Here is a 12,443-nt window from a genome sequence, read left to right as displayed (position 1 = left end):
GTGGTCGCGGAGGGAGAGCAGGGTTTCGCCGGGAGAGGGGAGGTGGTCGCGGGGGGAGACGGGACCCTTCGCTCCGAGACCGGAGGTGGTCTCGAAGGAAGGGTGAGGTCTCGCCGGGAGACCGGGATCGATCTCGACGGAGAGTCGAGCGCGAGAACCGGATTGACTCGCCATCATGACCATGGTGTTTGCCATGCTCCCCGGCGAGCTGCTCTTCATGGCAGCGGATTGAACCTGAGTTGGCGGGAGTGTGTCGGGGGGAAGCCCCGCTCCACGGGTGAACGATATGAAGAATGAACCTCGGCGCGCGGCCGCGCGGGCGGCCTCGCAGCGTCCTCGGCGATCTCCGGTGCATGCATCGATGGCGGCGTCCTCGCGGGCGTCGTCTCTGGGCTGGTTTCTATCCCTTCTCGTGCTCGTCCTCGTCGCCTGCGGCACGCACGAGCGGCCGGGGGCCGAGCGGCTCGGCCTGGCCGCCGCCGCGTCGACGGGCGGTGCGCGGCCCGCGCTGCCCGAGCCGCTGGATCTCCCGCAGTCTCCGATCCTCAGCGGCGACGACGTCGGATACCTGCCCGGCGCTGGACAGGTCACCGCCGACGGGGCCTATAGCTATACGATTCCGCTCGACGTCCCGCCGGGGCTCGGGGTGACGCCGGAGCTCGCGCTCCGGTATTCGAGCCGCGGCGGCAACGGTCCGGTGGGGCGCGGGTGGAGCGTCGCCGGCAGCTCGTCGGCGATCGCGCGCTGCGACGCGACGATCGCCACGGAGGGGCGCGCCGACGGCCCGGACTACGACGCGTCCGACAGCTACTGCCTCGACGGCAAGAAGCTCGTCCCGGTGGCTGGGTTCGGGGGACGAGCCGAATACCGCACCGAGGACGACGAGATGTCGATGATCCGCGCGCTCGGCAGGACCAACGAGGGCGCGCCGGGGGCCTTCGAGGTGCGCACCAAGGACGGCCGGATCCGGATCTACGAGGAGACCTACGCCACGCGCGTCGCGGCCAGCGTCGAGGCCGAGCAGCCGGCGGGCGTGGTGACGCCGCTCTGGCTGCTCGCGCGCGAGCGCGATCGTTCGGGGAACGAGATCGAGTACCTCTACGAGAAGCACGGGGCCTCGGCGCCGCCGTACTCGCACGAGTTCCTGATCGAGACGATCGCGTACGGGCCGGGGTCATCGCCTCGCCGGAAGATCGTGTTCGCGTACGAGGATCGCCCTGACCCGAGCATCTCTTACGCGGGCGGGATCGGCTGGCGATCGACGAAGCGGCTCAAGACGATCGCGATGTGGGCCCCGAACCCGGTGTCCACGCAGAAGGTCTGGGAGTACACGCTCGACTACGAGATGGGGCAGCTCGGCCGGAGCCTGCTCTCCTCGGTGCAGAAGTGCGGACATCAGGGGACCTGGGCGCGGCGGTTTCTGGGGGCACGTTGCGCTTCTGCTCGCGTCGTTTCTCCGCGTCCCCGCCCGAGCTCGAGCTGGTCGATCTGAACGGCGACGCGTTGCTCGACGTCGTCGTCGAGTTCGCGCAGTCGTTGGACGAATCGTTCTGGAGCATCCAGATGAACGAGGGCGGCCGGTTCGGCGAGCGCATCGTGACCGGCGTGCGCTCCGCGCCCTGGCAGTGCGAGGCGGTCGGCGGCGATCTCGACGGCGACGGCCGCGGCGAGCTGATCGTGGGCGAGGACGATTGCGAGGCGGGCGTGGCGATCGGGCTCGACGACGCCGGCGAGGTGACGACCTGGCCCGCGTTTCCGCTGAAGCGCGGGGGCGCGCCGGTGACGCTCGCGGATGTGAACGGCGACGGGCTGAGCGACGCGCTCTGGGTCGACGTCGACGCGGGCTCGGTGGAGCTCAGCGTGAACACGGGCAACGGGCTCGGCCCTGCCGTGGCGCTCCCGGATCCCGGGCTCGCGGAGGCGCTGGCGCTGGAGGCAGGGGGCCTCGTGGTCGAGCCGTTCGACCTGAACCGCGACGGGCGCGACGATCTCCTCGTGTCGATCTCCGACTGGTTCAGCCCCGTGCCGCCCGGGGGCCGCTTCACGGACCTGATCCTCGCCTTCCTCTCGCGCGGCGACGGCACGTTCCTGCGCCAGGAGATCGGCTGGGAGGAGCCGGAGACGGGGACGCACTATTCGCCGCTCCCTGCGGGGGGCGCGATGTGGCACGGCGACTTCGACGCGGATGGCCGCGCCGACGTGCTCACGCGGCGAGGGAGGGCGCTCGAGGTCACGCGCGCGATCGGAAAGGATGTGGAGCTCCTGAGCGGCGTGTCCGACGGCGACGAGCCGAGGCACTACCGCGCGCACGTCCGGTATGGCCGGACGAACCCGTCATCGTCGCCTCGGGAGGTGTGTACGTATCCGCTGCGGTGCGTGTACCGTGGGGCGCCGGTGGTGGCCTGGGTGGGCGGGCTGGAGCGGCCTGGCGGGACGAGCTACAGGTTCGAGGATCCGCGGGCGGACCTGCTCGGGCGCGGCTCGCTCGGGTTCGAGCGGATGATCGAGTGGAGCAGCGCGTGGCCCGTGGAGCGGATTACGGCGTTCGACAACGAGACGCGCGTGGGGACGGCGTATCCGTTCGCGGGTCGGCCGCGGTGGATCCGGGAGGTCACGCCGATCGTGCCCCACGGCCCGCTGGGCGCGCGCGACTGCGACCCGCTGACCGACGGATCGTGCACGGTCGAGGAGGGCCCCGCGAGCGCGAGGGCGCGGGTGGTCGAGCAGGACATCGACTACCGGGTCGTCGGGCTCAACGACGGTCGCAGCTACCTCGTCTCGGTGAAGGGGACGTTGCGGCGCGAGTACGAGGATCCCGAGGTGAACATCCACTGGGCCGAGGGGGTGCGCCTGCACTGCCGGGACGTGGAGGACCCCGGGGATGCCGCGCCGATCCGGCAAAGCGCGGCGTACGAGGTGGATGACTACGGCAATGTGCGGGGCGAGACCGTCGAGACGGCGGGGGGCGCGCGCCGGGAGGTGACGAGGACGTTCGACGTGCGGCCCGACGAGTGGCTCGTCGGGCTGATCGACACGCACGCGGAGCGCGTCTACGAGGCCGGCGAGACCCCGCCGGCGAAGCTGCATGTCGATTACCACCACGACGAGCGCGGGTTGCTCGACGAGGTGAAGATCGAGCCGGACAGCACGGATCCCGACGTCCGGGAGACGATCTCGTTCCAGCTCGACGAGGCCGGGCGGCTGATCGAGGAGAGGCGCGAGGCCGCCGGGGAGTCGCCGCGGATCTGGAGCTACGCGCACGACGATGTGTCGGGCGAAGGGATCTTCGTCAGCCAGGTGTGGAACGGGCTCGGGGTGTCGCACTGGACGTACACGCACCCGGCGTACGGCGTGCTGATGGGAGAGATCGACGTGAACGGCGCGTGGTCGACGCGGGTGCACGACGACCTCGGGCGGCTGAAGCGGGCGAGGTCCGGCGCCGGCGCGTCGAGCGAGACGACGATGGCCGCGTGGGTGGAGGCGGGGGAGACGGCCGGGCTCCTGGTGGAGACGACGCTGGCGAGCGGCGGCCACGCGGTGGTGACGCTGGACGAGCGCGGTCTGGCGGTGAAAGAGGCGGAGCGAGCGTTCGACGGGCGGATGAAGGTGCGCGCGAGGTCGTACGACGTCTTCGGCCGGCCGCTGTCGGTGAGCCGACCCGGGTTCGACGCGGCGGCGGGGGAGCGGGCCGAGCGGACCTACGACAGCCTGGGCCGCGTGCTGTCGGAGACGGGGCCGGACGGGGCGCAGCAGCGGTACGAGCACGAGCTGTTGCAGACGATCCGGATCGATCCGGAAGGGCGGCGGAGCCGGACGATCGTGGACGTGGAGGGGCGGCCGAGCGAGACGGCGGTGGAGGTGGACGGGGCGTGGCAGTCGACGCGGTTCGCGTACGGGCCGCACGGCAAGCTCTGGAGGGTGAACGACCCGAAGGGGAACAAGACGGCGGTGGAGTACGACGTCCGGGGGCGGCGCACGATCCTGAGCGACCCGGACACCGGGGTGCGGCAGACGCGGTACAACGGCTACGGGGAGATGCGGGAGGAGGTGAACGCGCTGGGGCAGAGGACGGTGGTGGAGCGGGACGCGATGGGGCGGAGGCTCCGGGTGACGAGCGCCGACGGGGTGACGACGTACACGTGGGACAAGGCGGAGCACGGGGTGGGGCAGCTTGCGTCGGCGCTGAGCCCGGATGGGACGGAGGTGTTCTCTACGTACGACGCGCAGGGGCGTGTCTCGGAGGTGTGGACGGCGATCGAGGGCGAGGCGTTCGCGGTGGGGGTGACGTACACGCCCGATGGGCTGCGCGATGAGCTCTTGTACCCGAAGGTGCCGGGGCGGGACCGGTTCCGTGTGAAGCACGTGTACGAGGACGGGTCGCTGTCGGAGCTGCGCGCGAGCCAGGAGGACGGGACGACGCGGTCGCTATGGAAGGTGAACGCGCGGAACGCGGACGGGGCGCTGCTGGAGGCGACGTTCGGCAACGGGGTGCGCGCGGAGCGGACGTACGAGCCGGTGACGGGGCGGCTGGCGACGGTGGAGGCGAAGACGAACGCGCCGCTGCAGGCGCTGGCGTACGGCTACCACGACGACGGGCGGGTGCGGGAGCGGCGCGACGGGGTGGCGCTGCGGGTGGAGACGTTCGGATACGACGAGGCGGGCCGGCTGGAGCGGTGGGAGCTGGCGGCGCCGGGCGGGGCGCGGGGGACGACGTACGGTTACGACGAGCTCGGCAACCTGCGCACGGTCGCGGTCGACGGGGTGGTGGCGGAGGAGAACCGCTACGAGCCGGGGGGAAGGCCGCGGCTCGTGGCGGGGCGCGATGGGGTGACGTTCGGGCATGACGCGGCCGGGCGGCTGGTGGGCTCGAGCGCGGGGCTCGCGATCGCGTACACGGCGTTCGACCTGCCGAGGCGGGTGGAGAAGGAGGGAAAGAGCTGGGCGTTTCTGTACGACGCGTTCGGTGCGCGGGTGAAGAAGAAGCACGAGGGGGAGGAGACGGTCTACGTCGGCGGGTTGTACGAGCGGCGGACGGACGCGGGCGGGACACGGCACGTGTTCCGGGTGGGGTCGCCCGAGGGGGAGGTGGCGCAGGTGGTGTACGCCGGTCCGGGTGAGGAGCGGACGCTGTACGTGCACGCCGACCCGCTGGGGAGCGTGGGGCTGTTGACGGACGAGGCGGGCGAGGAGGTGGAGCGGCTGCACTACGAGCCGTTCGGGAGGCGGGTGGATGCCGACGGCAATGCGCCGGGGGTGGCGAAGAGCGAGGTGAAGCACGGGTTCACGGGGCACCGGCACGACGACGAGCTGGGGCTGATCGACATGCGCGGGCGGGTGTACGACCCGAGCTTGCGGAGGTTCTTGACGCCGGATCCGCTGGTGAGCGACCCGCTGTGGGGGCAGAGCTACAACCGGTACAGTTACGTGATGAACGACCCGGTGAACCTCGTGGATCCGACGGGGTTCTACTGGAAGCGGGTGTCGTTCGACAACGGCGGTTGGGGGTACGCCGAGTACGACGACACCACCGGAGATCTGAAGGGGATCTGGGACGCCACGGAAGAAGTCGTCACGGCGCCTGGTGCGCCTACGCCGCCATCCGGCGATGTGGGGCCGCCGCAGCCTCCCGGTGGGGCGGAGGAGCGAGGGAATCCGGAGTTCGAGAGCGACTGGGCGTCGTTCGTCCATGCCGGAGACGAATACTTCGAGCAGCGCGGCGGCTCGTCGGTAGGCGACGAGTACTCGGGCGCCGGGGACTCGCTGGCGGCGGTGCTGGAGCGCGGGGTGCGGCTGTCGGACCTGACCGGCGAGAAGCCGACGCCCGGGCTGGTGAGCGGGTCGGTGATGGGGGACCCGGTGATCGTGCCGCGGTTCAACTGGTCGGCGGCCGTGGCGCGCGACTTCCACGAGGCGCTCGAGCTCGGGGCGCTGGCGTGGCACGCGGGAAACGACGCGGAGGCGTTCATCCAGGACCTCCGGGCGGCGATGGATGTCGCGGCGCTGGGCGTCACGGTCGCCCTGGAGAGCGGCATCGGGGCGGCGATGGTGCTCGGCGCCGTGCTGCCGAGGCTGAAGGGAGGGGCGGCGGGGGCAGATGCCGCACGAGGTGCATCGAAAGCGATCAATCTCCCAGCGTGGCGGAGCGTTGGCATAGACATAACCCACATCGCCGAGCGTCACATTCCAGGGGGACCACTTACCGCAGGTCGCACGGTGTTTCCGGAGCACATGAGCTCCAAATCCGTCGAGCGTGTAGTGCGGCAAGCATATCGCTACGGAGAAAAAATTGGTGGTCAGGGCGAACGGGTGCTGATGCGGGGCCAGTACGACAGTCTCACTATAGAGATGTGGGTGAACACTACAACGAAGACCATCGAAACCGCCTATCCGGTGTTCTGATGCAGACCATCGCGCTCAAGATCAACCCCAAGTACGCAGGGCGCTCGCAGGCAGGCGTTGTGTGGGCTGGACTGTGCCTGGACTTTGGCGACCGAGCATTTCCGGATCCCAGATGGAGCGATTTCGTAGTCGTCGTGCTCACGTGGTGGGTGAATGCGTTGACGATCCTTCTGCGCGGAAATTCGCGGCGGCAGGAGGTGATGTTCATGGAGGGGCCCTTTGCGGTCATTATTGAAGTTGCGGTCGCAGGTGCTTGGCGACTCACTTGCGTTGAGCGCGGTCTACGGAACGTGATGAAAGAGCAGGGTACGATCGAGCCCAAGGAGTTGCTCAGTAATGTCGTTTCTTGCGCCGAGGCTGCGCTGGCTCTCTGTCAAGAAAATGATTGGTGGTCGTCCGATGCTGACGCATTGGATAGCAATTTGCGTGCATTGAAGATGGAAATCGCCATGAGGACTAACTGAAGTTGGAGCCCGCCCCATGCCCACAAGTCAACTCGACGCCGGCAGGCTCCTGCCCCGACGGAGTTGAAGGCGTTCCGGATCGGCCATCTGGAGTACGACGTCCGCGGTCGGCGCATCGAGGTGCGCGACGCGGACGCCGGGATGAGGCAGACGCGGTACAACGGCTATGGGGAGAGCCGGGAGGAGGTGAACGGGCTGGGGCAGAGGACGGTGGTGGAGCGGGACGCGATGGGGCGGAGGCTCCGGGTGACGAGCGCCGACGGGGTGACGACGTACACGTGGGACAAGGCGGAGCACGGGGTGGGGCAGCTTGCGTCGGCGCTGAGCCCGGATGGGACGGAGGTGTTCTCTACGTACGACGCGCAGGGGCGTGTCTCGGAGGTGTGGACGGCGATCGAGGGCGAGGCGTTCGCGGTGGGGGTGACGTACACGCCCGACGGGCTGCGCGATGAGCTCTTGTACCCGAAGGTCCCGGGGCGGGACCGGTTCCGTGTGCCGGGAGGAAGGCCGCGGCTCGTGGCGGGGCGCGATGGGGTGACGTTCGGCCACGACGCGGCCGGGCGGCTGGTGGGCTCGAGCGCGGGGCTCGCGATCGCGTATACGGCGTTCGACCTGCCGAGGCGGGTGGAGAAGGAGGGAAAGAGCTGGGCGTTTCTGTACGACGCGTTCGGTGCGCGGGTGAAGAAGAAGCACGAGGGGGAGGAGACGGTCTATGTCGGCGGAGTGTACGAGCGGCGCACGGACGCGGGCGGGACACGGCACGTGTTCCGGGTAGGGTCGCCCGAGGGGGAGGTGGCGCAGGTGGTGTACGCGGGTCCGGGGGAGGAGCGGACGCTGTACGTGCACGCCGACCCGCTGGGGAGCGTGGGGCTGTTGACGGACGAGGCGGGCGAGGAGGTGGAGCGGCTGCACTACGAGCCGTTCGGGAGGCGGGTGGACGCCGACGGCAAGGCGCCGGTGGTGGCGAAGAGCGAGGTGAAGCACGGGTTCACGGGGCACCGGCACGACGACGAGCTGGGGCTGATCGACATGCGCGGGCGGGTGTACGACCCGAGCCTGCGGCGGTTCTTGACGCCGGATCCGCTGGTGACCGACCCGCTGTGGGGGCAGAGCTACAACCGGATGCAAATAAGAGGACTGCTCAGGCCGTATACGAGACGCTGGCGTCACGAAATGGGATCTCTGGCGGTGTATCGAGCGTCCAGGTTCGTTCGGTTATCGGCCAAGTGGCGCGCGGTGAGCTCAGGACTGTTGACGAGATTGCTGCTGGATTGCGAGGTTTCTGATGGTCATGGGTGATCGTGTGCTCATTTCGTCTCTGGCTCGCTATCTTGGTCTGGGCACAATTCCGGCACAATGGCAAGGGATTGATGCGGTGCTTCCGCTCCTCGAGCGCATGCGCGGCGACGGGGCGGTGGTGTTGATAAAGCTCGATGGCGGTAGAGATTTGGTCGAGGGTGATCCGTATACCGTCATTGCTTCCGGTGGGCCGCTCAAGGGCGACTATATTCGTGCGGAGATGTCGTCGCTTGAGCGCGGTGTCGCAAAGGTGATAATAGAGTACGCGAGGAGGTGCTGGGGATTCGTTGAGCCATCGTAGCCAGCGCCGAGGCTGAGCGTGAGCCTGCTTGTTCGCCTCTGCTTGACCGCGATCCGGTTACGTATGGCGTGCCCTCCTCGTGACTGTCCTGATCGACACCTTCGTGGCCCAAGGCATCTCCGGCTACCGCGAGCAGCAGCCCGAGCTGAAGCGAATGCTCGGAGCTCAGCCTCACCCGCTCCGCTCGTCGTCGCTCCAAGCTCACCACGAAGGCCGTCCTCGAGCATCGGACGGCGATCCGCTTCGAACCCGGAGCTGTACCCTACGTTGTTCCAGGAGCGCTTTGACCATGTCTCGTCGATTCTGGTTCGAGTTCGTCGTCGATAATCCTTCAGAGCTGCCGCCGGGGGTCAGGATCGGTTGCGGGGTGACCGCGTCCTCCATCGAGGAGGCTAGGGTTCTGATTCAGCAGCGTATTTTCGGGGGTGCTCCAGTCCCACGAGTGAGAAAGGTTGTGTCCGATGTTGATGTCTCGACCTTGGATGTAGGACACGTTCGGCCCAATATGGCTAGTCCTGCGATTCCGGGTATCTGGTTCCCTCTCGGCTACTGAGGCGATGCACCTACCCGCCAGGGCAGAAGCGTTCCGGTTCGGTCGTCGTAGGCCATTGTGGCGCGCACACATTCCCTAGCAGCGTCCAATCCGCGAATCGGCGTACGGCACGCGGTGCGTTTCCGGAACCGGCCACGCGTTTTCGAGCCGAACGAGGAGGACAGTGATGTCTGCGACAGGAGAAAAATCCGCCGACGAGATTCTCGGGCTGGAGTTCGATTGGCTAGCCAGTGACGCTGATGGGTACGTTGCCCTGTTCAGCACCGCGGGAGGTGGCTACGCCCCGGATGAGCTCCTACGAGACACCGATGCACACGATGCGGCGATCGACGCTGTCCTTGCGTCGCCCGCTTCGACCGTGGCGCGGTTCGCGCAAGAGCTGCCCCCGGGATTGAAGAATACGTGGCGGATGGTGGCGGAGCGCGGGCTCTTCGCCTTCGATTCAGACCCCCATGGCGGGCCCTACCGAATGGTCGCAGCGCCAGCCGATCCCATTCGGATCTTCGACCTGCCCACGAGCGTGATCGGTATTGTTCAACGGCTCAACCTTCGTCAGGTGCGATTTGCACGCCAGTCGGTCATCCCCGCGGAGCTCCTTCAGCAGGCCGACCCCCGATGACACCTGGACGGATGCGCGGCGATGGTGTACGCCTCGCCGGGGCTCGCCCATCCACGGCGACGGGCATCAGGGAAATCGTATGTTGACTTCCATCCTCGCACGGTCCCTCAGCGCTGCCGCGCTCGCGCTCTGCGCCGCAAGCGGGCTCGGTTGCGCTCAGTTCAAGCCACCGCTCACCTGCCCGTCCCAGGGCGGTGCTCCGTGGGTAGAGCTCTCCTCGCCGCACTTCGTGATGTGGACAGATCTCGACCGCGCCGAGGCGCGCGACGCCCTCGCGGAGTTCGAGAGCTCGTACAAAGCTCTCGAAGACATCTGCTTCCCGAGCGACAACCCCGATCCGTTTCGCATGCAAATCATCCTGTTCGCGCGCGAACGGGATTTCCGTCAGTTCGGTTCAAGGTTCGCCGTCGGCTATTTCATGCATAAGCTGCCGAGCGACCTCGAGCCGGCGCCGACCATGGTCATGTACGGCTCGCTCGAGGATCACGTGCGCCTCACGTTCCAGCACGAGCTCGCGCACCACTTCGTCGCGCAGAGCATCGGGCCGGCGCCAGCGTGGCTCAGCGAAGGCCTCGCCGAGTTCTACTCGACGTTCCGGGTGCAGGATGGTTATGCATACGTCGGCTCGCCGCTGCCCCATCGCAGCTTCCTGAAGAGGACCTCTTGGCGCGCCGTGAGCGATGGCTCGTTCACACGCTGGCTGATCCCCGTCGGCCAGGCGAGACCCGCCACGGAGCTCATCCACCTTGGCCGACCCGGCTTCTACGGCCGCTCCGACGAGACGTCGGGGGCCTCGCGGCGCCGGGTCGTGCTCAACTACCTGAGCTCATGGGCGCTCGTGCACATGCTGATGAATGGCCCCGAACCCTACGTGCGGCGCTTTGCCAGCTTCCTCGAGGCTGCCTCGCGCGGCGCGCCGGTGCGGCAGGCGTTTCAGCAAGCGATCGGGGACCTCTCGCCCGAGCAGCTCGAGCGGGATTATCGGAACTACCTCGTGGGTCCGCGGCTGATCAAGAAGGTTGGCCCCTACACGGCTCCGCCGCCCCCGCCGCCACAGGTCGAACGCGCGATGAGCGACGCAGAGGTGCACGTGCTCTGGGCTCGCCTCAAGAGGTGGCAGCGACATGAGAGGGCGTGGGCGGCAGCGCACCTCGAGAAGGCGCTCGCCCATGAGCCGGGCAACCCCGAGGTCCGCTTCTGGCGCGGGCGCCTGTGGACGGTCGAGGCCCGCCTCACGGAGGCGGAGCAGGAGCTCGCGGCGGCGCTCGCGGCGAGGCCGACGGACCCTCGATATCTCATGGCGAACCTCATGTTTCTCTCCACGCTGTGGCGCAGCCACGCGATCACGACGGACGAGGCGATGGAACGAGCCGCCCCGCTCGTCGATCGTCTGAGCCGCGCTGCATCCACGGCGGCACAGCTCAACGGGGTAGCCCGATACCGCATCGCGTTCGGCGAGCTCGACGAGGCGCAGACGTTCGTGAAGCGCGCTCTGAAGACAGACCCGAGCTGCGCGTCCTGCTATGATACGTACGGCATAGTGCTCGTCCTGCAAGGTCGGGTCACGGAAGCCATCAGCGCGGCGTCGCGCGCGCTCGACCTCCTGCCGGAGGGAGTCGAGAATCCGTTCATCGAGGCTCGTCTCCGCTGCTTCCGCGCGCACGAGCAGGCGCTGCGCGACGGCGCGCCGACGCACCCGGAAGATTGCTTCAAGCTGCTCATGGAGTGACGCCGGTCAGGATCCCGCCCCGCCTCCGGTCGCGCGCCACGTCGGCACACCCGCTCCCGCGCCGCCCCCGCGAAGCCCTCAGGCCGCCGCGCGCACCGGCGGCAGCCGGAACGCCGCCCCCTCGGACCGGCTGCGCCGGCGGAACGCGCCCGGCGCCTCGCCCGTGTGCCGCTTGAACGCGCGGCTGAACGCGAACTCCGAGTCGTAGCCGACCTCGGCCGCCACGGCGGCCAGCGAGCCGTCGCCCTCGGCGAGCAGCTCGGCCGCCCGCTGCATGCGCAGCTCGGCGAGGTAGCGGAGCGGCGGGACCCCCAGCTCGGCCAGGAACCGCCGCGCCAGCGCCGCGCGGGAGAGGCCCGCCGCCTTCGCGAGCGCCTCGAGGGTCCAGCGCTCCGCCGGCCTGTCCTGCATGAGCCGGAGCGCGCGGGCGACGCGCCGGTCGAACGCGCGGGCGACGCGCCGGCCCCGCGCGCGCGCCGCGCCCGCCTCGCCCGCCCGCTCGTGGCAGTGCAGCGCGTAGGCGAGCAGCGGCTCGAGCAGCGAGCGCGCCAGCGCGGCCTGCCCCGGGGACGGTTCCGCGAGCGCGGCGCGCAGCAGGCCCACCACGGCCGAGAGCCCCGGCGCTCGCCGCACCTCGACGGCAGGGAGGTGGACCACCGGCGCGAGCGAGGCGAGCGCCCCGCCGGGCGCAGCGGCGTAGGTCGCCGAGATCAGCTCCGCCTCCGCGGGAGCGGCGCCGGTCGACGGCGCGACGCAGCAGAGGCTCCGCTCGCCGGGCGCCGCGCCGCGCGCGCCGAACCCGAGGAGCACGAGGTCGCCAGCGTCGAGCTCCAGGGCGCACGCCCCGTCCAGGGTGCATGTCCCGTCGTCCTGTGAGAGACGAAACGCGCCCTGCACGACGACGTGGACGCTCGGCGGATCCCCCGCGCCCGCGCGCCAGAGCGCGCCAGGAGGGCCGTGATGCCGGGAGACCGCCACGCCGCGGGGAAGCTGCCGCTCCATCTCGTCCGCCATGCCCCATGGTTGCCCGCGCCGAGGCCGCTCGTCCAGCGCTCCCTCGCGGATCGAGACGCGCGAGC

The 12,443-nt window shown here is 69.3% G+C and carries 8 protein-coding genes; 7 read left to right on the top strand and 1 reads right to left on the bottom strand.

Annotated elements, in window-relative coordinates:
• Positions 1-361 precede the first annotated feature (361 nt).
• The 7 genes from WMF20_RS25850 (at position 362) to WMF20_RS25820 (ending at position 11,364) form a co-directional block, all read left to right on the top strand.
• Positions 362-1,492, top strand: coding sequence for a SpvB/TcaC N-terminal domain-containing protein (locus WMF20_RS25850; RefSeq protein WP_437604628.1), 1,131 nt, complete (start codon positions 362-364; stop codon positions 1,490-1,492).
• Positions 1,432-6,399: an RHS repeat domain-containing protein gene (locus WMF20_RS25845; protein WP_437604627.1), complete on the top strand. Its 4,968-nt coding sequence runs from the start codon at positions 1,432-1,434 to the stop codon at positions 6,397-6,399. The genes WMF20_RS25850 and WMF20_RS25845 overlap by 61 nt, the downstream gene beginning before the upstream one ends.
• Complete coding sequence (locus tag WMF20_RS25840; RefSeq protein WP_437604625.1) at positions 6,399-6,863, top strand: hypothetical protein; 465 nt, start codon at positions 6,399-6,401, stop codon at positions 6,861-6,863. Before WMF20_RS25845 ends, WMF20_RS25840 begins: the two co-directional genes overlap by 1 nt.
• A gap of 63 nt (positions 6,864-6,926) precedes the next feature.
• Positions 6,927-8,162: an RHS repeat domain-containing protein gene (locus WMF20_RS25835; RefSeq protein WP_437604624.1), complete on the top strand. Its 1,236-nt coding sequence runs from the start codon at positions 6,927-6,929 to the stop codon at positions 8,160-8,162.
• Positions 8,155-8,463, top strand: coding sequence for a hypothetical protein (locus WMF20_RS25830; RefSeq protein ID WP_437604623.1), 309 nt, complete (start codon positions 8,155-8,157; stop codon positions 8,461-8,463). The genes WMF20_RS25835 and WMF20_RS25830 overlap by 8 nt, the downstream gene beginning before the upstream one ends.
• 719 nt (positions 8,464-9,182) lie before the next feature.
• Positions 9,183-9,635 (top strand): hypothetical protein, encoded by a 453-nt coding sequence (locus WMF20_RS25825; protein WP_437604622.1) that lies wholly within the window; start codon positions 9,183-9,185, stop codon positions 9,633-9,635.
• Between the two features lie 232 nt (positions 9,636-9,867).
• Entirely contained in the window at positions 9,868-11,364 is a 1,497-nt protein-coding gene (locus WMF20_RS25820) for a tetratricopeptide repeat protein (RefSeq protein ID WP_437617168.1), read from the top strand.
• Between the two features lie 78 nt (positions 11,365-11,442).
• Here the strand turns inward: WMF20_RS25820 and WMF20_RS25815 are convergent, their stop codons facing one another.
• Complete coding sequence (locus WMF20_RS25815; protein WP_437604621.1) at positions 11,443-12,378, bottom strand: AraC family transcriptional regulator; 936 nt, start codon at positions 12,376-12,378, stop codon at positions 11,443-11,445.
• Between the last annotated feature and the right edge of the window lie 65 nt (positions 12,379-12,443).

It is taken from the genome of Sorangium sp. So ce834 (assembly GCF_051521425.1).
Taxonomy (GTDB): domain Bacteria; phylum Myxococcota_A; class Polyangia; order Polyangiales; family Polyangiaceae; genus Sorangium; species Sorangium cellulosum_D.
This window is presented reverse-complemented; position numbering and strand designations above follow the sequence as displayed.